The sequence below is a fragment of the Rhizobium sp. LjRoot258 genome (assembly GCF_964254185.1).
Lineage (GTDB): Bacteria > Pseudomonadota > Alphaproteobacteria > Rhizobiales > Rhizobiaceae > Rhizobium.
The window spans coordinates 96,980-118,062 of the sequence record NZ_CAXUST020000004.1 but is presented as its reverse complement, the minus strand read 5'-3'; the positions used below and the strand labels follow the sequence as shown (position 1 = coordinate 118,062).

General features: G+C 56.6%; 21 protein-coding genes and 4 pseudogenes. 17 read left to right on the top strand and 8 right to left on the bottom strand.

Features of this window, described 5'->3' with window-relative positions; translation table 11 throughout:
* Positions 1-2: 2 nt before the first annotated feature.
* Genes araG through ACSQ9D_RS33515 form a run of 4 tightly spaced genes read left to right on the top strand, consistent with a single transcriptional unit; the run spans position 3 to position 4,135 of the window.
* A complete protein-coding gene (gene araG, locus ACSQ9D_RS33530; protein WP_436286072.1) occupies positions 3-1,508 on the top strand; it encodes an L-arabinose ABC transporter ATP-binding protein AraG in 1,506 nt (501 codons plus the stop codon).
* Positions 1,509-1,524: 16 nt separating this feature from the next.
* Positions 1,525-2,475, top strand: a complete 951-nt coding sequence (araH, locus tag ACSQ9D_RS33525; protein ID WP_436286071.1) for an L-arabinose ABC transporter permease AraH — start codon at positions 1,525-1,527, stop codon at positions 2,473-2,475.
* Positions 2,472-3,344 carry an aldose 1-epimerase gene (locus ACSQ9D_RS33520; protein ID WP_436286070.1) on the top strand — a complete coding sequence of 291 codons (873 nt, stop codon included), beginning with the start codon at positions 2,472-2,474 and terminating at the stop codon, positions 3,342-3,344. The genes araH and ACSQ9D_RS33520 overlap by 4 nt, the downstream gene beginning before the upstream one ends.
* Before the next feature lie 11 nt (positions 3,345-3,355).
* Positions 3,356-4,135: an SDR family oxidoreductase gene (locus ACSQ9D_RS33515; protein ID WP_436286190.1), complete on the top strand. Its 780-nt coding sequence runs from the start codon at positions 3,356-3,358 to the stop codon at positions 4,133-4,135.
* Positions 4,136-4,241: 106 nt separating this feature from the next.
* On the opposite strand, the gene ACSQ9D_RS33510 is transcribed toward ACSQ9D_RS33515, so the two are convergent.
* Positions 4,242-4,493 (bottom strand): hypothetical protein, encoded by a 252-nt coding sequence (locus ACSQ9D_RS33510; protein WP_436286069.1) that lies wholly within the window; start codon positions 4,491-4,493, stop codon positions 4,242-4,244.
* An 886-nt stretch (positions 4,494-5,379) separates the two neighbouring features.
* On the opposite strand from ACSQ9D_RS33510, the gene ACSQ9D_RS33505 reads away from it, so the two are divergent.
* From ACSQ9D_RS33505 to ACSQ9D_RS33475, 7 genes and pseudogenes are all read left to right on the top strand, one after another.
* Positions 5,380-5,955 (top strand): hypothetical protein, encoded by a 576-nt coding sequence (locus ACSQ9D_RS33505; protein WP_436284277.1) that lies wholly within the window; start codon positions 5,380-5,382, stop codon positions 5,953-5,955.
* Positions 5,956-6,083: 128 nt separating this feature from the next.
* Positions 6,084-6,326, top strand: a pseudogene (locus tag ACSQ9D_RS33500) (type IV secretory system conjugative DNA transfer family protein); the annotation flags it as partial.
* Positions 6,327-6,419: 93 nt separating this feature from the next.
* Positions 6,420-6,716, top strand: coding sequence for a WGR domain-containing protein (locus ACSQ9D_RS33495; RefSeq protein ID WP_436286068.1), 297 nt, complete (start codon positions 6,420-6,422; stop codon positions 6,714-6,716).
* Positions 6,717-6,745: 29 nt separating this feature from the next.
* Positions 6,746-7,084, top strand: coding sequence for an IS66-like element accessory protein TnpA (gene tnpA / locus ACSQ9D_RS33490; RefSeq protein ID WP_436284670.1), 339 nt, complete (start codon positions 6,746-6,748; stop codon positions 7,082-7,084).
* Entirely contained in the window at positions 7,081-7,428 is a 348-nt protein-coding gene (gene tnpB, locus ACSQ9D_RS33485) for an IS66 family insertion sequence element accessory protein TnpB (RefSeq protein WP_040680928.1), read from the top strand. Before tnpA ends, tnpB begins: the two co-directional genes overlap by 4 nt.
* Positions 7,429-7,507: 79 nt before the next feature.
* Positions 7,508-9,166 (top strand): IS66 family transposase, encoded by a 1,659-nt coding sequence (tnpC, locus tag ACSQ9D_RS33480; RefSeq protein ID WP_436284671.1) that lies wholly within the window; start codon positions 7,508-7,510, stop codon positions 9,164-9,166.
* The gene (locus ACSQ9D_RS33475; RefSeq protein WP_436285173.1) at positions 9,166-9,750 is read left to right on the top strand and encodes a plasmid pRiA4b ORF-3 family protein; all 585 of its coding nucleotides are present in this window, start codon (positions 9,166-9,168) and stop codon (positions 9,748-9,750) included. Before tnpC ends, ACSQ9D_RS33475 begins: the two co-directional genes overlap by 1 nt.
* Before the next feature lie 103 nt (positions 9,751-9,853).
* Here ACSQ9D_RS33475 and ACSQ9D_RS33470 read toward each other — a convergent pair whose 3' ends face one another.
* The gene (locus ACSQ9D_RS33470; protein ID WP_436286067.1) at positions 9,854-10,765 is read right to left on the bottom strand and encodes an ArdC family protein; all 912 of its coding nucleotides are present in this window, start codon (positions 10,763-10,765) and stop codon (positions 9,854-9,856) included.
* Here ACSQ9D_RS33470 and ACSQ9D_RS33465 point away from each other — a divergent pair.
* The gene (locus ACSQ9D_RS33465; RefSeq protein ID WP_436286066.1) at positions 10,764-11,009 is read left to right on the top strand and encodes a hypothetical protein; all 246 of its coding nucleotides are present in this window, start codon (positions 10,764-10,766) and stop codon (positions 11,007-11,009) included. The genes ACSQ9D_RS33470 and ACSQ9D_RS33465 overlap by 2 nt on opposite strands.
* Before the next feature lie 22 nt (positions 11,010-11,031).
* On the opposite strand, the pseudogene ACSQ9D_RS33460 reads toward ACSQ9D_RS33465, so the two are convergent.
* A pseudogene (locus ACSQ9D_RS33460) lies at positions 11,032-11,106 on the bottom strand (LysR substrate-binding domain-containing protein); the annotation flags it as partial.
* Positions 11,107-11,247: 141 nt separating this feature from the next.
* On the opposite strand from ACSQ9D_RS33460, the pseudogene ACSQ9D_RS33455 reads away from it, so the two are divergent.
* Positions 11,248-11,849: pseudogene (locus ACSQ9D_RS33455) on the top strand (transposase); the annotation flags it as partial.
* 237 nt (positions 11,850-12,086) lie between these two features.
* On the opposite strand, the gene ACSQ9D_RS33450 reads toward ACSQ9D_RS33455, so the two are convergent.
* From ACSQ9D_RS33450 to ACSQ9D_RS33435, 4 genes and pseudogenes are all read right to left on the bottom strand, one after another.
* Positions 12,087-12,629: a hypothetical protein gene (locus tag ACSQ9D_RS33450; protein WP_436286065.1), complete on the bottom strand. Its 543-nt coding sequence runs from the start codon at positions 12,627-12,629 to the stop codon at positions 12,087-12,089.
* 144 nt (positions 12,630-12,773) lie between these two features.
* Entirely contained in the window at positions 12,774-13,190 is a 417-nt protein-coding gene (locus ACSQ9D_RS33445) for a transcriptional regulator (RefSeq protein ID WP_436286064.1), read from the bottom strand.
* Positions 13,191-13,632: 442 nt separating this feature from the next.
* Positions 13,633-14,473, bottom strand: a pseudogene (locus ACSQ9D_RS33440) (LysR family transcriptional regulator).
* 789 nt (positions 14,474-15,262) lie between these two features.
* Complete coding sequence (locus tag ACSQ9D_RS33435; RefSeq protein ID WP_436286063.1) at positions 15,263-16,624, bottom strand: DUF2235 domain-containing protein; 1,362 nt, start codon at positions 16,622-16,624, stop codon at positions 15,263-15,265.
* A 204-nt stretch (positions 16,625-16,828) separates the two neighbouring features.
* Here ACSQ9D_RS33435 and ACSQ9D_RS33430 point away from each other — a divergent pair, with 204 nt between their 5' ends.
* The 4 genes from ACSQ9D_RS33430 (at position 16,829) to ACSQ9D_RS33415 (ending at position 19,867) form a co-directional block, all read left to right on the top strand.
* The gene (locus tag ACSQ9D_RS33430; RefSeq protein ID WP_436286062.1) at positions 16,829-17,188 is read left to right on the top strand and encodes a hypothetical protein; all 360 of its coding nucleotides are present in this window, start codon (positions 16,829-16,831) and stop codon (positions 17,186-17,188) included.
* Positions 17,189-17,231: 43 nt separating this feature from the next.
* Positions 17,232-17,789, top strand: coding sequence for a hypothetical protein (locus tag ACSQ9D_RS33425; RefSeq protein WP_436286061.1), 558 nt, complete (start codon positions 17,232-17,234; stop codon positions 17,787-17,789).
* A gap of 177 nt (positions 17,790-17,966) precedes the next feature.
* Positions 17,967-18,572: a hypothetical protein gene (locus ACSQ9D_RS33420; RefSeq protein ID WP_436286060.1), complete on the top strand. Its 606-nt coding sequence runs from the start codon at positions 17,967-17,969 to the stop codon at positions 18,570-18,572.
* Between the two features lie 647 nt (positions 18,573-19,219).
* Positions 19,220-19,867, top strand: coding sequence for a hypothetical protein (locus ACSQ9D_RS33415; protein WP_436286059.1), 648 nt, complete (start codon positions 19,220-19,222; stop codon positions 19,865-19,867).
* Between the two features lie 214 nt (positions 19,868-20,081).
* Here the strand turns inward: ACSQ9D_RS33415 and ACSQ9D_RS33410 are convergent, their stop codons facing one another.
* Positions 20,082-20,987 (bottom strand): LysR family transcriptional regulator, encoded by a 906-nt coding sequence (locus ACSQ9D_RS33410; protein ID WP_436286058.1) that lies wholly within the window; start codon positions 20,985-20,987, stop codon positions 20,082-20,084.
* Between the last annotated feature and the right edge of the window lie 96 nt (positions 20,988-21,083).

Genomic DNA, 21,083 nt, shown 5'->3' with positions numbered 1-21,083 from the left:
TGATGGCTTTCCTCGAATTCAAGAATGTCTCCAAAGACTATCCGGGCGTTAAGGCGCTTTCCAACGTTTCCTTCGACGTCGAAAAAGGCGCGGTTCACGGATTGATGGGAGAGAACGGCGCGGGAAAATCGACGCTGATCCGAATACTGTCCGGTGATCAGTCCGCCGACGAGGGCACGATCGTCATCGATGGCCTCGAGCAGAAATACAGTTCGGTTCGTGATGCCTTCCATGCAGGTGTCATTGTCATCCATCAGGAACTCCAGCTCGTTCCGGAGCTGACCGTCGCAGAAAACCTCTGGCTTGGGCGCTTTCCGGGCAAGGCCGGGGTTATCAACAGCAAGACACTCGTCGAAACGGTGCGCGCCAAGCTCGACGATGTCGGGATCGATGTTGATCCTTTAGCAAAGGTCTCGGCGCTTTCGATCGGCGCTCGTCAAATGGTCGAGATCGCCAAGGCGGTGATGTTGGATGCGCGCGTCATTGCACTTGATGAGCCGACATCCTCGCTGTCATCCCGTGAGAGCGAGATCCTCTTCGCGTTGATCGAGAAACTCAAGGCGAACGGCACTGTCATCCTCTATGTCTCGCACCGTCTCGACGAGATTTTCCGACTGTGCGACAGCCTCACCGTCCTTCGCGATGGCAAACTCGCCGCGCATCATCCGAAGATCGCCAATACGACGCGCGATAAAATCATTGCCGAAATGGTCGGTCGCGAGATCAGCAACATCTGGGGCTGGCGCGAACGGCCGATCGGCGACGTGCGTCTCGAGGTCAAAACCCTCGCCGGATCGAAGCTCCGGACGCCGATCAGCTTTTCCGTCCGCAAGGGCGAAATTCTTGGCTTCTTCGGCCTGATCGGCGCCGGGAGAAGTGAAATGGCGCGGCTGCTTTATGGTGCCGATCACCGCCATCAAGGCGAGGTCGAGATCGATGGCGTTACCGTCTCTCCTAATAATCCCGGGGCGGCGATCAAGGCCGGGATGGTTCTTTGCCCGGAGGATCGCAAGTTCGACGGCATCATCCAAGGACGATCGATTGAGGAAAACATTTCGATTTCGTCGCGCCGTCACTTCTCGCCATTCGGCATTCTGAACCCGAAAAAGGAAGCGTCGGTCGCCGACGAATTCATCGCCAAGCTACGGGTACGCACTCCCTCCCGCAGGCAGGACATCATCAATCTGTCGGGCGGCAACCAGCAGAAGGTCATCCTGGGACGCTGGCTTTCCGAGCAGGGCGTCAGGGTGCTCGTCATCGACGAGCCGACGCGCGGCATCGATGTCGGCGCCAAATCGGAGATCTACGAAATCCTTTACGAACTGGCCGCTAAGGGAATGGCTGTCGTCGTCATCTCGAGCGAACTGCCTGAGGTCATGGGCATTTCCGACCGCATCATGGTCATGTGCCAAGGCCGCGTCGCCGCCAATGTCAAACGCGCCGATTTCGATGAACGTAGCATTCTGACGGCGGCTCTGCCCGACAAGAACGCGGCAGGCACTTTCTAACTCAGGAACAGTATCGATGAACTCGTTGAAAAAAATCCTTCTCGGCGAACAGGGCCTCGTGGTGATTTTCGCCATCGCCTTCGTGATCGTCTCCTTGTCAGTTCCGAGCTTCCTGACTGAACGCAACATGTTAGGCCTGCTGCAGTCGGTGGTCACGATCGGCATCGTTTCTTGCACAATGATGTTCTGCCTTGCATCGCGCGATTTCGACCTGTCCGTTGGCTCGACGGTTGCCTTCTCCGGGATGATCGCCGTTATGGTCTCTAACTCAACGGGTTCAATACCGCTAGGGCTCCTAGCAGCGCTCATCTGCGGCAGCATCGTTGGCCTCGTCAACGGCGTGGTCATCGCCAAGTTCCGTATCAATGCGCTGATCACGACGCTGGCGACGATGCAGATAGTCCGCGGTTTCGCGCTGATCGCTTCCGATGGCCGGGCAGTCGGTATCAATGATCCGGCATTCTACCAGTTGGCGTTGTCGCGCTTCCTGACCGTCCCGACACCAATCTGGATCATGATCCTGCTCTTCGTCGTCTTCGGCTTTGTGCTGAACCGCACTGTTTTCGGCAAGAACACGCTCGCGATCGGCGGAAATCCCGAAGCCTCGCGGCTGGCCGGTGTCAATGTCGTCAATATGCGGATCTGGATCTTCGCGCTGCAGGGTCTTGTCTGCGCCATCGCCGGCATCCTGCTTGCCTCGCGTATCACGTCCGGTCAACCGAACGCCGCGACCGGCCTCGAGCTGTCGGTCATCTCGGCATGCGTTCTCGGCGGCGTGTCGCTTGCCGGCGGGCGTGCCGCGATGACGGGCGTCATCGTTGGCGTATTGATCATGGGCATTGCCGAAAACGTGATGAACCTGCTCAACATCCAGGCTTTCTACCAATATGTCGTGCGCGGGTTGATCCTGCTCATCGCGGTCCTGCTCGACAATCTCAGGTCATCAGCATCAGGACGGCGCGGATGAGCAGCGCCGTTGACACAGAGGAGCTTCGGATCGCCAGCGGCGATCTTGATCTCGTCGTGTCACGGTGGGGCGGAGCAATCCGACGCGCTGAATTTCGCGGGCGAGCTTTTATGTTGCCAAGAGGGGGACCGGATGGCGCTATGGCGAGCTTTCCGCTCGTACCCTTCGCAAACCGCGTCGAGAACAACTCCATGACTGTTCTAGGCCGCGACTATTCATTCCGGGCCAACACCGCTGATCCGCTCTATCTGCATGGTGATGGATGGCTCGGACTATGGAGCGTCACGCAGCACGAACAGCAGCATCTGACACTGAAGTACGAGCATAAAGCGGGGCGCGTATCGCCCTACAGTTACGACGCATCACAAAGCTTTTCCGTATCGGGCGCTCGCCTGGACAATCGACTCTCCTTGACGAACCGAGGTGACACACCGTTGCCCTTCGGCCTCGGCTTTCATCCCTTCTTTCCTCTAACCCCGAACGCAACGTTGATGGCTCCGGCGTCGCGGTTCTGGACCGAGCGGCCAGGCCATCTGCCGGATGTGCTGATAACCAAACCTGAGGATCTCGATTTCGCGGCGCCGCGAACCATCCCGGATCGATGGATCAACAATGCATTCGACGGCTGGACCGGAAAGGCCTCGATCAGATGGCCGGAACTGGCGCTGGATGCGGAGATCGAGGCGGACGACGTGTTCGGAACCTACATGATCTACACGCCCGGGAGCGCCGACTTCTTTTGTTTCGAGCCGATGAGCCACTTGCCCAATGGCCATCACATGGCGGATTTTGGCGGCCTTACTTTGCTGGCGCCCGGAGAAAGCCTTGCCGGGCGGTTGAAGATCAGCCTTTCGGCTGTTGAACGATGAAGGAGAAAGCTTTGGTCGGCCGTCTGACAGGAAAGCGTGTATTCATAACGGGTGCCGCACAGGGTATCGGTCTGGCAATCGCCGAGGCTTTCGTTGGCGAAGCAGCAGCCGTCTTCCTCATCGATAGGGATGGGGCGCTTCTCTCCGTGGTGGCTGACAAGCTTTGCGCTAAGGGCGCAGTTGTCGGCCACATGCAGGCTGACATTACAGATGCGAAGGTCATCGATGCCGCGGTTCTGCGGGCGAAAAGCGAAATCGGGCCGATCAACGCGCTGGTCAATAATGCAGGCGTCAACGTCTTTGCCGAACCGCTTGCAACCAGCGACGCGGAATGGGACCGCTGCTTCGACATCAACCTGAAAGGCGCCTGGAACTGTTCGAAGGCGGTGCTGCCGGGGTTGATCGCGCAGGGCGGTGGTGTGATTCTCAACATTGCCTCCACGCACGCCTTTACGATCATTCCGCATACTTTCCCCTATCCACTGGCCAAGCACGCGCTGCTCGGCATGACGAAGTCATTGGGATTGGAATATGCGCCTGACAACGTTCGGGTGAATGCACTCGCCCCAGGCTATGTCGCGACGCAGAAAGTGATCGACTACTGGAATAGCTTTCCGGACCCGGAGGCCGCAAAAGCCGAGACGATGAAGCTGCATCCGGGCGGGCGTATCGCAACGCCGCAGGAGATCGCAATGGCGGCGGTCTTCATGATCTCCGACGAATGCCCGTTCATGAACGCAACCTGCTTGACTGTCGATGGCGGGTTGAGCGTGCAACAGCATCCGGCGTGAATGATTTTCGCACAGCCGATTCGTATCCCCCTTTACGATTGAACTGTGAGCATCACTGCCGCTACATCCCCAATCCAAACGTCTGGCTCGCGTGAAAGCGAGCGCTTCAACTCCATCTGCTGAGTGAGTTCGGCCCGATGGCGCGATCGGCAAGACGCACGACGTCGCGGATGCGCTCAATATCGCCGCTCTGATCAACCCCGATTCGCTTCCGCTGCTGTGCGAGGTCCGAAGGATCGGCGCGGCCGAAACGTTTTTCGATCGCACTCGCGGTCTCCTTTGCCTCGTCGAGCGCCTTGCGGCCTTTGGTCGTCACCTTTAGCTGAGCAACGAAGTGCCGCCTTTCCGTGTAGGGCAAATCAACGAGCTTCCGAAGCAGCGCCTCAGGTTAATTGCTGAGACCAGGCACGTCGATCACGTCCTGCTTTTCACGCTTTCGGAACTAAATTCCGCCTCAAAACGGCGTTGCCAAGTCTTTCCGGATTGCTCGACATGAGACGCAAGCGCGTTGACGAGACCAAGTGCCAAGCGTTATCAGGTACATAGCTATTCGCGCAGGTGGTTTCCGGTTCGAATCCGTTCAAGAGCAGGAATTCAATTATTGAGCCGCCTTGCGCACGGCAGTCTCTCATCCTATAGGCGCGTCGCCAATTCCCTTACGCATTTGTCTAACGCCTAGGAGAGGGCTCGTGGGACGGAAGCGTCGAAAGAGCGGCCCATCTCCTCAAAGTCATATGAATTAGCGTAGATTCTTATACCCGATTATAACGCCGAGTATCGTAAGTGACGTTGCGATTAAGCATCGCCAACCATCTGTGGTTCAGGCTGGGTTACGCTCCCGTTGAGAGCCAGGCCGTGGCCAAATCCCCCAACCATGGTCAGCCTGTCAGCCGAAGGGCTCGTGTAAGTGCGAGGTCTGGAGTAGTGGCCTTCGCTCAGCCTCGTGCCCTCTGTCCGCTCTTCAAAGTCAGGCTGATCAGACGAACTTCGCGGAAAACCGACGCAGCACCTCGAACGCGTTCATGTAGGGTACGTTGAAGACCCTGTAGATTCTGCGCTTGTCGCCAATGCGACGCGCGGGCTGTGAACCCAGCCAGCTCCTCTCGTAAAAATGGTATCAATCAAAAATTTCCCTTGAGATTGTATTTGCAATCATTAATGTGAGCATTATCAAAAAATGATGAACACCGTGGGTGATTGGGCATACGCCTTCCAATGCTTGGGTGGTAACGGGGACGAAGGCAATGGATAAACCCGGAATTGCGTTGTCCGGTGCGCCCGTGGGGATGCTATTCGGTAAACTGAAAGCTATCCGCGTAACTGCAGTGTTCCTTTTGACGCTGTCGCTACTTAGCGGCGAGGTGTCTTTGGCGGCGCAAAGCAGCGATATTTTGAGGGTTGCCGAAACCAGCGGCGAGAAGGACTTGACCGGTTCTATTTCGAAATACCCGTCGGTTCAGAGCTGCCTCGAGCCAAACTCCAAATTGCGTTTGGAGCCGTATTGGCGCGACTTAAATGAGAAAAGCGATCTTTGGGTGTGCTTTTTCAGGATCATCGAGCAGCTTAAAACCGACGACGAAATCAGATCGTGGCTTGCGCAGTTCGATATCAAGCTGGTGAAAGCGCCTTACTCCCGGTTAGGCCCGAATGGGCATAGCCTAGGATTTATGTGCCGCAAGATAAACCCGAAATGCAGGATAAAATGGAACAGGGTAGAGGTGACCATACCATACATACTCACTCCCTACGCATTCGGATTCATCGCTTACTATAAAGGAGAAAAATTAGAAGATTTTCAGGTCACGGTCGAAAGAGAGTAAACATCAACAAGACATAGATGGGGCGGGGAATATGACTGATATACGTCTGGCTGGAAATCTGATTGTTATACCTTACTATGCTGGTTTGAATTTCGGGCACCTTCAATTGGTCTACGGTGAAACGGAGCCTCCTCGGACAGGAGACCGTAATCTTCAAAACAGCGGCACGCGCGCTCGATTCGGAAAAGTCCGGTTTGTCCTTCGCCGAGCAGCATGTCGGACGTTCGCTGTTGACGCCGGACGAGGTTCGCAATCTGCCTGCATCCGATGAACTTCTTTTCATCGCGGGGCAGCGGCCGATCGTCGCCAGGAAACTGCGCTATTATGCAGATGCAAAGTTCGCTTCGCTGTTCGGTCGGATGAAGCAGTGATTGCGACAACCATAACGAACGTGAATCGATTCCGCCCGAGTGATTCACAAAAGTCGTTGGACGCCTCGGACAGGACTTTGCGATTCTTCCGTCATGATCGCACAGCCCTACCACCTCCATATCGAGCGCACCGACCTCAAGAGAAACATGGCTCGCTTCTATCGGTTGTCGATCGAGCCGACCCTGTTTGGTGACGTGTCGCTTACCCGCAGTTGGGGGCGCATTGGAAGGCGCGGCCAGCAGAGAGTGCACCTCTTCACCAGCGAGAAAGAGGCCGTCGATCTTTTCCTGACACTGCTTGCTCAAAAGTGTTCTCGTGGCTATCGACGTACGCCTTCGGCGGGGGCCACCTTGCGGAATTGTTCTGATGTTGTGAGTTTGCGCTCTTAAGAGTGGACTTAAGAGCGCATTGAGGACTGATGTCACAGGCAATTTTATTGACCGGGCGAGAGCGACGTCGGCGATGGTCCCGAGATGAGCGTGCAGAGATACTGGCGGCGGCGTTTGCGCCGGATGGGATTGTTTCCGAAGTTGCGCGTCGCTTCGATGTTTCGACCGGTTTGATTTATACTTGGCGGCGGCAGGCTTTGGCTGCAGAAGTCGGCCCTGTCTTCGTGCCAGCGAGGGTCGTTGGCCTTCCGGGTAACGGCGCGGTCGAAACGGCCATGTTCGTGGACTTCCCGAATGGCGCGAAGGTGAGAATTGACTGTACCGCACCTGCCGAACTGGCGGCTGCGGTCATGCGAGCACTCAAATGATCCCGATCAGCTCCGGGGTGCGGGTGTGGATCGCGAGCGGTCACTGCGACATGCGCAAGGGGATGCAGGGGCTCGCACTTCTGGTGCAGGAAGGTCTCGGTCGTGACCCCTTCCAAGGTGACGTTTTTGTCTTCCGCGGGAGAAATGGACGACTGATAAAGGCCCTGTGGCACGATGGGATCGGGCTATCGCTTTATGCAAAGCGCCTGGAGCGGGGCCGTTTCGTTTGGCCCGCGACCGAGGGTGGCGCGATCGCTCTTTCTGCCGGTCAGATGTCCTATCTGCTTGAGGGGATCGACTGGCGAAACCCGCTGCAGACCTGGCGTCCGACGAGCGCCGGATAGCGCATATTTTGCCGGGATTTGCGGCTGGGAATCCGAAGAAAAGCTATGCAAATCAGCGGTTTTGTGGTCCACTTCGAGCATGGAAACCGGCTCGGAACAGCACCTCGATTACGCCGCTGCCCTTGAGGCAGAGCTGATTGTCGCACGGGCGGAACGATCCGCTGCGGTGGCCGAACTTGCCGTCGCCAAGGCCAAGGAAGCCGATGATCAGGCCATCATTCTTCGGCAGAAAGTCCATATCGAAAAGCTTCAAAGGCAGTTGCGTGGCCGGAAGTCGGAACGAACCTCACGGCTGATTGCGCAGATGGAGCTGATGCTGGAGGACGCCGAGGCTGCCGCCACTGAGGATGAGCTTGCTGCCGAAATGGCCGTCGCCGCGGCGGCTCCAATCGCTGTCGTCGGCTTCACCCGCAAACGGCCCGTCAAGAAGCCGTTTCCCGCTCACTTGCCGCGTGAACGTGTTGTCGTGCCTGGTCCGGTTGCCTGTCACTGCTGTGGCAGTGATCGGTTGCGCAAGCTCGGCGAAGACATCACCGAGACGATGGAGAGCGTTCCGCGCTCCTGGAAGGTTATCCAGACGGTGCGGGAAAAGTTCTCGTGCCGCGACTGCGAGACGATCAGTCAGGCGCCTGCACCTTTCCATGTTATCCCGAGGGGGTGGGCGGGTCCGAGCCTGTTGGCGATGATCCTTTGCGACAAATTCGGCCAGCACATTCCCCTCAATCGTCAAGTCGAACGCTTTGCGTTGGAAGGTGTGCCAATCAGCCTGTCGACCGTGGCTGACGCGATCGGTTCCTGCTGCCATGTTCTTGAGCCACTGCTGAGGCGGATCGAAGCTCATACCTTTGCGGCCGAACGGGTTCATGGCGACGATACGACGGTGCCGGTTCTGGCCGCCGGCAAGACTGCCACGGGCCGCGTTTGGTCGTATGTGCGAGACGATGCTCCGTTCGGCGGATCTGCGCCGCCATCAGCCATGTTCTATTATTCCCGGGATCGAGCCGGCGAACACCCTCAAGCCCACCTGGCCAATTATAGCGGCATCCTTCAGGCCGATGCCTATACCGGCTATACCCAGCTCTATCTTCCTGATCGAAGTCCGGGTCCGATTTATGAGGCAGCGTGCTGGGCACATGCAAGGCGGCCGTTCTTCGCGCTGGCCGATCTGGAGACGAATGCACGTCGAAAAGCGCAAGGCAAACGCCCTGCGGTCATCTCGCCGGTCGCTCTCAAGATGGTCCAGCGGATCGATGCGCTGTTTGCGATCGAACGCCAGATCAACGGCCAGACTGCGGATGAGCGGAAGGCAACCCGTGGGCAGCGTAGCAAGCCGCTGATCGACGAAATGGAGATCTGGATACGCGATCAACGTGCCAAGCTGTCTCGCGACCACGATCTGGCGAAAGCGTTCGACTATATGCTGAACCGCTGGGAATCCTTTACCCGGTTCCTCGACGATGGCCGCATCTGCCTGTCGAATAATTGTGCGGAGCGTTCACTGCGTGGTGTTGCTTTGGGAAGAAAAGCCTGGCTGTTCGCCGGCTCCGACCGCGGCGGTCAACGGGCGGCAGCCATGTACAGCTTGATCGTCACCGCGAAAATGAACCGTATTGATCCGCAGGCCTGGCTTGCCGACGTCCTTGCCCGGATCGCCGATCATCCGGCAAACCGAATCGATGAACTGCTTCCTTGGAATTGGACAAATACCGTGACGACACCTTTGCCGCAGGCGGCCTGATGGCTGCCTCTCTCGTCCGTTTGAAAGTCACGCTCGATGACGTTGAACCTCTGGTGATGCGGCGCATTGTCGTACCGTTCCGCATTCGGTTTAACCGGCTTCATGAGGTTCTTCAGGCGGCTTTCGGGTGGACCAGCAGCCATCTCTACGAATTCCGCATCCGTGACGTCGGCTTCGGCCTTCCCGACGGTGGTTTTGACGAACCCATCGACGCTCGCAAAGCGACACTTCTTTCTGCCATCGAAGATATCGGCGCGAGATCGTTCAAGTACCTCTATGACTTCGGCGATGGCTGGACGCACACCGTCAAGATCGAAAAGACCTTTCCGGTTATCGCTGGCCTCGATGATCCTATCCTGCTGGATGTTGTCGGGCGGTGTCCTCCAGAGGACGTCGGCGGCCCTTGGGGATATGAGGAGTTCCGCGAAGCGCTTGCCGACAAAACTCACGAGCGCCACGATGAGCTTCTCGAATGGTGGGGCAGCGCGGACTACAATCCGACCACAGTCGATGCCGTCAACCTTCGCAAAAACGTGGATGCGCTAGCCGCCAAGTGGAAACGCAAAGCACGCAAGAAAGCCTGAACCTGCGGTCCTCGGCGAATGCTTACCTATCGACCCAACGCTAGAGCCTGAGGCTGGGCCCAGCGCCGGCCCTTTGCGCGGTTCCAGTGAGGGAAGAAGCGGCTCACGCCGCCTCCCCTTCGGGCTGCAGATGGTGCAGATAGCTGACAGCGCGCTGTGCATGGCTGGCCGCGGTAAAGATCGCCCGCTTGTCGTCCGCGAGGACCTTGAGCCAGGAGGCGATGTAGCTGGCATGGTCGGGCCGTGGTTCGAGTTCTGGAACAATGCCGAGATCAGCGCAGAGGAAGCAACTGCCGAGCTCGGCGATCAGTTCCTCGCGGGCGCGTTCGCTCTTGTCCTTGGCGTAACGGCTGAGGTCGCGATCGAGACGATGCGGGGCTGCCGTCCAGTGGGTCAGCTCATGGCCGAGGATGGCGACATAGGATGCATCGTCTGTGAAATCGTCAAACGATGGCATCTGGATATAGTCGTGAGCGGCCGCATAGTAGGCAGCCGATCCTCCGTGCCGGACAAGGGCGCCAGTGTTGGCGAAGAAGCGACCGGCCTCGCCGATGCGCTCGAATGGGTCCGATGGCCCCGTGATTTTCCGAAATCGACCATCGAGACCAGCAATCTGATCGGCGTTAAAGACCGTGTATGTTTTCATGAACGGGATGTTGAGTTCGACCTCCTGGCCAGTTTCAGCGGTTTCGGGGCGGATGAAGGAGCCGGCAAAGACGACCGTCGTGCCGGTCTCGCCCTTGCGGACTGCAGCCCCCAGTTCCAGCGCCTGACGAAAGGTCATCCAGCTCGGCGAGGTGAAGCCGCGTGCGATTGCCTCGGACCACAGGATGAGGACGTTGATCCCGGAATAGGGCTCGTCATTGTAGCGCAGGGGCCGGGTGATCCTGTCGCCTTGAGATGCCGTGTTCCAGGGCTGCATCCAGGGTCTGACGCCCCGCTCGAGCTCGGCGATGATCTTGTCGGTGATGCGGCTGTAGATGTCGGATCGTTGTTGGGTTGGCTGCTTCGTCATGTTCGAACCTCCGTTTAAGGTCGCGACCATCGCGACCTGCTACGGCGGTCCGAAAGCCGGGCTGCAAGCGCTGGCCCGCACCCGCCGGGCCGCAACGGCAGTGGAGGACGGCAAAGCCGTTGCGGGGCAGCGCGGACCCGGCAGGACCTCAAAGCCGGGGCAGGACGCGAGGCGCGGGCATCACGGGGATCTTCAACGGCACGCCGGCAAACCAAAGATCGGCGGACGGGCGGCGGAACCGTGAGGATTAGCCGAATACGGTCACCTCACCGCCCTGCCCTCGCCAGCGACCGGGCGATATCGACGATGTCGTCGCGTGAACCGGTTGGATCTTCCCTGTTCTAGGCAACCGCCGGCTATCCTCAGGGGAGCCATAGGAGCACCAGTAGCGGGGGGACCGGAGTGCGTGCCTGGCTGCTCGGATCGCGGTATTCCGTTTAAACGCGGATGTATCGTGAAAACATTACATCCTTGGATTGTTCATTCAGGAGACGTATGAGCCAGACGTGACGGTTAGCATCGTTGTCCAGCGTCACGGCATCCAGCCGAACCAATTGTTCAATTGGCGCAAGCTTGCAGCTCAAGGGGCATTGACCGCCACCGTGTCGCAGGAAGAGGTCGTTCCGGCTTCCGGGTATCGCGCCCTTCAGAACCAGGTCAAGGAACTGCAACGCCTGCTCGGCAAGAAGACGATGGAAGGCGAAATTCTCAAGGAAGCCCTTGAAATCGCCACCGACACAAAAAACACCTGTTGCGATCGCTGTCCTTGCCGAAGGGCACTTCTCGATGACGGCAGTGTGCGAGACTTTAAGTGTTGCGCGGTCGAATATCGCAGAGCGGGCGAAGCAGCCTTCTTCCAAAGCCCGTGGACGACCTCCTGTGCTCGACGCCGGTTCGCAGCCCGCAGTCCAACGGAATGGCCGAAGCCTTTGTCAAAACCTTCAAGGTCAATCCCATCCCGGACGCTGAAACGGTCATAGCCCAACTGCCCTTGTGGTGCGAGCATTACAAGACGCTTCACCCACACAAGGCATTGGGATATCGATCACCGCGTGAGTTCTTAAACTGTCAAACAGAAGTCTGATCCTGTCCGGTTTCTATGGGGCAACTCCAATTGAAACGTCTGCCGCTGTTCAGGCCGATTATTGCGGTCGCCGCGGACGATCGTGCCTGCGAACGCCGCTCGAAGAGGAATCGACTCGTGACGTACGGATTTAATTGCTGAGATGCACCGGCCGAGCGGATGCACATTCATCACTAGCTCTGAGACCGCCAAGCGGCACAATATCACTGCGAGCAGATTGAGAAGTATCCTCGTTATCTATTGGTCAAATCGCTCCAGCATCTTTCGCAGCTGGGCGTTTTGCAGTTGAAGCTTCTTCGCCAGCTGGCTGCGTAGCTGCCTGATCTCGTCATCAAGGTCCTGGAGATCGTTTGAAACGGCAGAAGTCGTTGATGGTGTCGACTGGATCTTCGCAGGCGCGGTTTTCTTTCGCAACGCACGCGCCTTGCGGGGCTTCCTTGTCGCCGATACCTCGACAGCAACGGTTTGTCTCCGTCCCGTCGTGGAGGCGCGATCATCAACTTGCTCCAAGGCTGATTTGTCCGGAGCAGTCGGTTCTTCGACGACCTTCGCGATATTGGGAACATCGTCAGAGGCGTGCGAATCCGCATCGACCTGATCGGCAGTGTCCTGCCCACCGTCAGTGGACAGCACCAGTGCAGCCGGTGGTTGGAGCTGAGCCGGCTCCTGCGTCTCATCGGCTACCGGCTTATCGGATGTGTCCTCGATGGAGGCGCTGTTTCTTTCCTTGCCATGTCGTCTCGTTAGTCCAACGAGAAATTTCCAAGGCGACGCCACCATCTTTCTTCAACCTCGCGCTTTCTCGCTGCAGTCGACCTGCCCTTGAAATGCTTCGGCGGCGGACAATCCGCCACCGATGTTCATGGTCACTGGGAACAGGATCGAATCCGGTTGGCCGCAGCCGACACGCTTGCAACCTGCTGGTCAGGCAAGACCGAGGCGCTTGCGAAGATCTGCGTTTTCCTGGCGAAGCTTTTCTGCCAGTGACTTGCGCAGCATCTGGTTTTCTTCCTCCAGCCGAAGCAGCTCTGCCATGTCGTCGGCAGCCGAAATGGGAGCGTTTGTCGCGGCGGGGGCGGACTTTGCAGCGCTCGTTTTGCCAACCCGCTTCGCTCCGCGTGCGGCTTTTGCGACGATCGGCTTGGTTTTGCCAGCACGCGCCGGCCTGCCACGCTTTGCCGGTGCAGGAGGCGACTGGGTCTCCACCGTGATATCGGCACTTGCCGTCTCGGGCGTCGCCTTCTTGGCGCGCGGTGCACGTTGCTTCTTCGGCTCCGCCGCTGTTACAGGATCGGTGATCCCGGAATCGGTATTGACAGTCGCGTTGGTTTCGTTGGCCATAAGTCTCTCCTGTGGTGCCAACACCGTTGTTGGCTGCTCCAATGGCGGTGTCAATAACGGCGTCTGTTCGGAACACACCGGCGTAGAAGAAATTGCGCTTTCTACGATGTGATGACCGGCGTCACCTGAAACGTCAGCGCTTACCGCAGCCGACACAGCTTTGAGATCCAGATTACCCCAAATCGAGATCGGTTTCGACGTCTGCCGCCGACGGCCGGATTTGACTTCAACAACGAAGTTTCGTTGCGGCTTTCTCATGTATCAGAACCTTGAACTTAACTTACCGAGGGAGGTGACGCTGACCAGCGTCGTGGCTTTGTCCTCGCTAATAGCGTCATATACTGGATCAGTCGAGAGCGATGCCTCAGGATGACGCCTTGGATGAGGATATGGTCGCTAGCATGTCTCGGACTATGCGCGGTGAGCCATTGCGGTCGCGTCGCTACTCAACTCTGTTGAGAGCAGACCGCCCCGGCCGTGCCAACGACCGGGCAATATCGAGAATGTCGTCGTGCGAGGCGGTTGGGTCTTCCCGGTTCCAGGCAACCCCGAGCCCGATCCTAAAATCGATCCCCTTGACCTTCTTCAACTCGAAGGCGCGGTTCGGAAGCTCAAGCGTCCATTCCGGCGCAAAGCCGATGCCAAGCCCGGCCGCGACGAGCGACACCAGCGACCAGGTGTCATCGCATGTGTAGGCGATGTGCTTCGTCAGGTCGTATGCCTCGAACTTCTCATTGAAGTAGCGCTCGGTGAAGGACAGGTTCTGCCGGCATCTAGTCGCGTTCTGAAAGAGGATTGCAATGGCCAACCGCCAGATAGAAACGCTCGTGAGCAATCGAGAAGAAGCGCAACGAGCCGATGTTTTCGACCGGGCGGATGAAGCCGAGATTGATCTGGCCGCTCTCCAGGTTGCGGATGATGTCGCCGGTGTTGCCGGACGCGATATGGATCTTCACATCGGGGAATTTGCGGGCGATCTTCGGAAGGAGCGTCGGCAGCATGCCCATGGTGGCCGGATAGACGGTGCCGATCTTAATCTGGCGGAGACGACTGCCGCCGGCGGCCCGCGTCAGTTCGGTGGTCAGATCGACTTCGCAGAGGATGCGGACGCAGCGATCATAGAAGGTTTCCCCTGCCCTGGTCAGTTCGACCCGCCGCGTCGAGCGGATGAACAATGAGCATCCCAGCTCCTTTTCCAGCGCCATCACATGATTGCTGAGCGCCGGCTGGGCAATCCGCACCTTCGCCGCTGCTGCTCGAGACAAAAACCGCACCGATGTCATCGTTCACGACGTCGCCCGCGTCGATGACTATCCGAACACCGATGAGAAGGAAAAAGGTATTTCCTCGTGGTTTCGCGTCGGTTTCATGGGGACATATGATCGAGGCGTCCTGCTAGGCTTGCAGACCGCATGACACGCAAGGACTGGCAACGCGTCTTTGACCGCTTCTAGGGGGGCCTGCCGCTAAATCAGCGGGCGGCGCTCCGATGGTCCTCTTCTCGTTGTGTGATCACCATAAACCAATGCCGCGATGTGTCGGGTTCGGTTCCACGCGCGCTTCCATTCGCTGGCGTCCAAGTTCGGCCGCTCATGACCAGGTTCCTCCGAGAAAGCCGACTTAATACCATCGGCTGACGTGCGAACAATCGTTGGCTGTGTTTCTATGCCTTGACCGTGATGCGGTCGGTTTCTCATGTTCCGTATTGCAAGCTCGCCCCACGTTGACCCCTCGATTTAGGGCGACAGGTTCACTAGGCCCGTTCCGGTTAGTAGGTTATGCCATAGGACGTACGCATTTGCGCACGATCAACTCCACCTGAAATGATCGAAAACGCGCCTGCCCTTACTGGTCCCTCCTAGCTGATTATTGGGGGGCTTGGAGCGGCGTCGTCCCCTGAAGGGGCTTCGTCTACCCCAAGCCACGAGCCCGTAGTCGACAGCGAGCTCGCATACATGACATGCAAGATCCTCCCGACCTTTTTCATGATGGCCTGAAAGAGCCATAGCGCCGCCTTAACGACGGCTTTACGGCAAGCCCTAAATTAGCCAAAGCCAATCCTACCTCAATTTTCAACGCAGGCGGCTGCGCGCAGCTGCCACAGCGTTCAGCACTGCTTCGCGATCCGAAGGCTCCTTTGAATCTAACGTCTGCCCGCACCAATTCACAACTATTAGATCGTGGCCGTCTCTCGTTGTGTTTGTATTCCCGTGTTTGCTATAGGTCCCGACGATCCTCTCTAGGACCGACACGAGATTCTTTGGAGCATACGTTTGCTTTGTGCGCTCCATCATTATCCGCCGTCCGAGTCGTTCGATGGTTGACATGTGCACCATCTCACCGATTGGTTCCGAGTGCCTATCACGCGAAACTCCCACTTCCCGGCGCAGGAGGCGTCCTATTGGATAGTTAGAGATAGCGCGAAATGCACGTGGATACAGTTTGTATTGCAGCCGCCGCGGCTCGTGGTGTGGCGCCAGGGCCCAATCCTTGTCAACTGACCTCCAGACCTTCGGATCGCAGGGGAACTTGGGAAAATGGAAACTAAGCCGTTTTATCAACCAATCTAACGCAATATCGTCGAGGGAAATGGGAAAACGGTCGTTTCTCATTTCTTCCGGAACGTATCCGCCTCCGATATCTGCGTGAGCGCCTGAGAACCACACCTGTTCGGTGACAGTATTGAAGTGCTTGAATTTTGGTTTACGCCACAATGTCGCTTCGAACGGCTTCCGATGTTCATCGATCGCTACCGCGTGCAAATTCACCTTGGTGATTGATGAAAGGTCAACGTTGTGAAAGGCGAAGCGGTCACGGTTCACCAGAAAGAAGGGATCCAAAGGCACCCCCAGAGCTCCAACCGTATCAAACACAGCGATGCAATCCACCCGAAATTTGTCGCGGTCGTGGGTAAATTGCTCAAGCTGGTACCAAGTCCCCGGTAAGCGATCATTGGGATTTGTTCGATAGAAGCTCCATGCGATTGGCTCCAGTTCAGCCGAACAATGTTCACGTGTCAGGAGCCCCGCCGCCCCGAGATAACCCACCAAGGATCGTGCGGTGTAGGCCCCGCGAGAGAAGCCAAATATGAAGATTTCGTCGCCAGGCGCGTAGTGGTAAGAAAGAAACTTGTAGGCGCGCCGAACTTTCAACGCCAGACCATCACCAAAAGCCCCGCCGCGGATGCGATCGAATGCATTAGTTCCAACACCGCGCTCATAGTAAACGATGTTTTCCCTGCCGTCGCTCGTGTATCCACTTACCAACCGAGCTTGGCTTGAATTGTCTAAATCGATCGTTGATTTCTCGGCAGGGGCAACGGCAATCGACCTTGCAATGATTGCTTGGAGACGCACTATGTTTGTATCTGTGGGTCCAACTTCTTGGTCATTCCATGTACCGTCAAGAAGGAGAATTATCCGTTTGCCTTCCATGTAGTCCATCCTTTGTGAGACGGAAAACTAGTTATTGGCAGCGTTTGTGCTGCGGATGATGGTGGACTAGGTGCCACCGCAAAGATTGATTCCACGCCTTCCCGCACAGGTTACCCAGATCTGAGCGTTTGCGTTTTAGTTGTCAATGTAGAGAAGTACCCTCTTAAGGCGTATATATGATCCCGAACAAAGGGAGGCTTACAGTTGTTTTTAGCTTGGCTAAAGTTGGAAACGACGCCCGTACTTGACGCGCAGTTCACGCAAAAGCAGTGCATCGAGATCGCTTTAATTCCGGCAGTGTGGAAAGAGACCCGTCACATACAATCTGTGGAAGACAACATGAAAACTCAGCAGAACGAAAAAGCTAAGCTGACGGCCGCCTATCTCAACGGTATTGCGATCTCGGTTGCCTTGGCCGGTGCACTAACGCCGACGCTAACCGGCGTTCAAGCCAATCCAGGCCCGATTAATTGGGCGACTGCTGTTGTCGTAGCGATTTGCATGCTTGTTTCCGCGTCCTTCCATTTGATGGCGAGGCGATTTCTAAGCAGCCTTGTCGATTAGGCGAATGCTTTGACATCGGCGGTGATACCGCCCTGGGGGCACTATGGGCGAAGAGAAAAAGCAACTTTGGAACAGCTTGGAAATAGCCAAGCTGGTCGCGCAATATCTCATTCCAATTTCGGTGGCAGTGATTGGATTTTACGTGCAGCAGGAACTCGCCAAACAGACAAGGATTTCACAGCATGAGGAAAAAATCGCGGATCGGCGGCTCCAAGTGTATGACCAGATCAGAGTTCCGTTAAATCGCATCTATTGCTTCATAAACGACAAGGGTTCTTGGAAAGAAGACAATCCAGAAACCGTAATCGCATTCAAGCGACAGGTTGACAGAGAAATGTATTCCCAACAAGCAGTGTGGGGTGCCGACGTTTTTCAAGCCTATCTTAAATTTATGGATTCGGCTTTTGCGAGCTATCAAGGTGTGGCCAGTGATGCAAAAGTGAAAACTGATACTGTGCAGAAAAAGCTGCTCGACCAATGGAAAGACGAATGGAACGAACGGGTTACCGGTTCGATTGACCCGGAAAACGACACGGAATATCGACAACTAATGGTGTTGCTGTCACGTGATATCGGTGCGGACGATTCTAAGGCGCGATAAGGCCGTCAATTCACGTCACGGCGTCCTGTCCTGCTCGGGCTAGGAATTGCCGCTGAGGCGCTTCTTGAGAACGTGGATTAGGTCGCGGGACCTGTAACCCTCGAAACCACATCGGGGGGTAGTGCACTTATGAATGAATATGCGATTGTTAAACAATCATGGGAGGGGCGTCGATCCATGGCACGGTTGGCAGATCGGATCCGTACTTCGTCGCTAGTAATCTTAGCCGGCCTGGCGGGTGCTACAGCTACAGTATTTCTCGACCTTAGCGATCGCTTTGTCAAATTGTCGGATCGACTAGGATGGACTGAGTCGGAAGCTCTGACCCTTGCAAGGGAGAACGAGAAATCCAGGTTTTCAGATCAGCTTATTAGGAATGCGTGGAAACGCCTTTATCTGGCGGACAGGTTCGCTCGCAGGGCGCTGGACGGTGCCCCCGGATCCGAAATGGCTAAAGCCTGGAACGACTATCTTCAAAGCCTACTGGAGTGGAATACTGATCTCATGGTGAATATCGTCGGACTGGAAACTTATTATGATGCGAAAAAGAGCTTCGCTTTCGAGACTGACGTACAACAGCATATGACCGAGGTAGACGGCACGGTGAGAGCGGTTTATCTTTCAGCACCGGTGCAGAAAGCGATGTATGGCAAAGACATTGCATCCGCAGATGCTTCCAGCCCAGTTTCCGACGTTTTCAACGCCACTGAAGCCGCCAGGGGAAGCCTCTACGTGTTTGTAAGATGCTTCAAACAAGGCGAACGAAATTCTCGTCAATGCTGAACTTTGCGAAAAGGCCCAAAGCGGCCGATATACGTGAGCGCGCAGCAGAAGTTGCTAGAGCCGCAACCGGCCGCTAGTCCGCTAGCCAACGCGCTCATAGCCCGCTATTCCACTGAGCCGGTGATAGTGCCGTCCCGCGTTCAATGAGAAACCACACCGACTTCGTTGGTGTTGGACCGGGGGCGATCTATTGGGCCGTCCTTTCCGCAGCATCAAACATCCAACAAGGAAACTCCATTCTTTGCGCGATGGCGATCATAGGCAGAAGCATTCCGGCAACAGCCGCTTGAAGGGCTTTTTTCATCCCTTAGATCGGAAGGCGAAATTCGAAGGTCGGTTTAGTATTGTTCAACGAACTTCCTATCGGTCTGGCTGTTCCTCAACGAGCATGTCAATCAGTCGAAAATGGAAACCGACGAGCGGCTGCAGAAAGTCAGCCGAGGGAGTTTGGACGCCCTTAAAGCTGCATACTCGGAACGTTATAAAACGCTGCAAAGACTAGGTTTGTCTTGTCGGGGGTCATGCCAGTTCGGATCTTGCCGCCACAGATCGTCGAGATGCTTCTGTCTAGGCGCCACTGCCTTCGCCATCATTTTTTTGGGAGACAAAATGACTGTCGTTATCGCTGCTGTCTTGATATCGCTCGGGTGGCGAAGAAGATACACGTTGACCTAGGAGAGGTTTCCCGGGTCGTCATTCTGTTAAGTCCGACCGTGGTGTATCTACTTCTCGCAGGGGGGGTTCAGGAGATTAACGCTTTTCGTCTTGGAGCTAAATTCAAAGGCATCAGCGATAGTGCTATCGTGCAGGTCGCCGCCGCTGCTGATCTGCTTGTTTCCGAAAAAGAGGCAAATAAACCTCGTTTTACCAACGAAGCTATTGGTCGAGAGTGCAGGTCCTACTTCGTCATCAGAGTCGGCGATTTTCCCCGCTCGAGCTTCTCGATTGATGATCAAAATCGCGCGGTCACGGCGGCCTCGGCAGTTAGACGCTCTCTGCTATGCGGACATTTTCAGGGGCTCGTCGTAATTGACGAGCGTGATCGCCCTCTTGGCCGGGTAAAGTCCAGCGCTCTTCAAGAGCTCATTTCGGTGAGGACCGACATCGTAAATTCTATCCTGGTTCCAGGAAAGGCGCCTCTTTTCGACAACGCGTTCACCGAGGTCATCACCACTCAATTTGGTCGGGCCCTTACGGACTCGGCATTCCAAGCAGAAAAGCGACTTTGGCGAGCTTGTTGTTATTCAACGCAACACCTCCGTTCGGAATGCATACGAGCAGCTTGGATTGGCTAAAGCCAATGTCGCTTTGCTAGTTGACACGGCCGGTCGTTTCGAAGGCATCGTGACACGTAACGCCATTGAAGAGTGGATTTTCAAACAGCTATTGGCCCCTGGCAAATAAGGTCTTTCTGCGCGCGCAACATACCTCTGGCAGAATTTGTCGGGAGACGGTGGCACGCGAGGGCGCCCTTGTGACCCCTTTTGCCCGCGGCGGGGACGTGATCGTTCACCCAACCCTGTTGAGAGCCCCCGGCCTCGCCAACGACCGTGCTATATCGACGATGTCATCGCGCGAGGCGGTTGGGTCCTCCTTATTCCAGGCAACACCCAGCCCGATCCTGAAATCGATCCCCCTCACCGTCTTCAGCTCGAAGGCCCGGTTCGGCAGACCCTCGGTCCACTCCGGTGCAAAGCCGATGCCAAGACCGGCCGAAACCAGCGACATCAGCGAATAGGTGTCGTCGCAGCTATAGGCGATGTTGCGGGTCAGATCGTATTCGTCGAACTTCTCGTTGAAGTACCGCTCGGTGTAGGAGAGGTTCTGGCGATTGAAGGCGATGATCTTCTCGGAGCGCAGATCGTCGATGCCAATCTCCTCTTGTCCCGCCAACCGGTTCGTCCGAGCCACCGCCAAGAGATAGCGCTCGTGGGCGATCGAGAAGAAGCGCAACGAGCCGATGTTTTCCACCGGGCGGATGAAGCCGAGATTGATCCGGCCGCTTTCCAGGCTGCGGATGATGTCGCCGGTATTGCCGCTGGAAATATGGATGCGGATGTCCGGGTACTTGCGGGTAATCTTCGAGAGAAATGCCGGCAGCACGCCGGTGGTCGCCGGATAGACGGTGCCGATCCTGATCTGCCGGATGGTCTTACCGGCCACCGCCCGGGTGATCTCGGCAGAAAGATCGACCTCGCTCAAGATCCCGACGCAGCGATCGTAGAAGATCGCCCCTGCCTTGGTCAGTTCCACCCGTCTGGTCGAGCGGATGAACAGCTGGCAGCCGAGCTCCCGCTCCAGCGCCTGCACATGATTGGATAGCGCCGGCTGGGCGATGCGCACCTTGGCAGCCGCCCGGCCGAAGTGCAGTTCCTCGGCCACCGCAACGAAGTAGGAGAGCTGGCGTAGTTCCATGAAGGCTTCCACTGTGCAAGGTCGAACAACCGCTTGCGCAACGTCCGACGATTCACGCTCAGATTGCTTTCATAGCTCTATAATACGTGGTTTCAT

Bases quoted from the DNA above. Each gene is read 5' to 3' on its own strand.
- ACSQ9D_RS33410 (WP_436286058.1), bottom strand. From the start codon at position 20,987: ATGGAACTACGCCAGCTCTCCTACTTCGTTGCGGTGGCCGAGGAACTG.
- ACSQ9D_RS33520 (WP_436286070.1), top strand. From the start codon at position 2,472: ATGAGCAGCGCCGTTGACACAGAGGAGCTTCGGATCGCCAGCGGCGAT.
- ACSQ9D_RS33475 (WP_436285173.1), top strand. From the start codon at position 9,166: ATGGCTGCCTCTCTCGTCCGTTTGAAAGTCACGCTCGATGACGTTGAA.
- ACSQ9D_RS33450 (WP_436286065.1), bottom strand. From the start codon at position 12,629: ATGGTGGCGTCGCCTTGGAAATTTCTCGTTGGACTAACGAGACGACAT.
- ACSQ9D_RS33420 (WP_436286060.1), top strand. From the start codon at position 17,967: ATGGCACGGTTGGCAGATCGGATCCGTACTTCGTCGCTAGTAATCTTA.
- ACSQ9D_RS33445 (WP_436286064.1), bottom strand. From the start codon at position 13,190: ATGGCCAACGAAACCAACGCGACTGTCAATACCGATTCCGGGATCACC.
- tnpB (WP_040680928.1), top strand. From the start codon at position 7,081: ATGATCCCGATCAGCTCCGGGGTGCGGGTGTGGATCGCGAGCGGTCAC.
- araH (WP_436286071.1), top strand. From the start codon at position 1,525: ATGAACTCGTTGAAAAAAATCCTTCTCGGCGAACAGGGCCTCGTGGTG.
- ACSQ9D_RS33505 (WP_436284277.1), top strand. From the start codon at position 5,380: ATGGATAAACCCGGAATTGCGTTGTCCGGTGCGCCCGTGGGGATGCTA.
- ACSQ9D_RS33425 (WP_436286061.1), top strand. From the start codon at position 17,232: ATGGGCGAAGAGAAAAAGCAACTTTGGAACAGCTTGGAAATAGCCAAG.
- tnpC (WP_436284671.1), top strand. From the start codon at position 7,508: ATGGAAACCGGCTCGGAACAGCACCTCGATTACGCCGCTGCCCTTGAG.
- ACSQ9D_RS33470 (WP_436286067.1), bottom strand. From the start codon at position 10,765: ATGACGAAGCAGCCAACCCAACAACGATCCGACATCTACAGCCGCATC.
- ACSQ9D_RS33465 (WP_436286066.1), top strand. From the start codon at position 10,764: ATGTTCGAACCTCCGTTTAAGGTCGCGACCATCGCGACCTGCTACGGC.
- ACSQ9D_RS33495 (WP_436286068.1), top strand. From the start codon at position 6,420: ATGATCGCACAGCCCTACCACCTCCATATCGAGCGCACCGACCTCAAG.
- tnpA (WP_436284670.1), top strand. From the start codon at position 6,746: ATGTCACAGGCAATTTTATTGACCGGGCGAGAGCGACGTCGGCGATGG.
- araG (WP_436286072.1), top strand. From the start codon at position 3: ATGGCTTTCCTCGAATTCAAGAATGTCTCCAAAGACTATCCGGGCGTT.
- ACSQ9D_RS33435 (WP_436286063.1), bottom strand. From the start codon at position 16,624: ATGGAAGGCAAACGGATAATTCTCCTTCTTGACGGTACATGGAATGAC.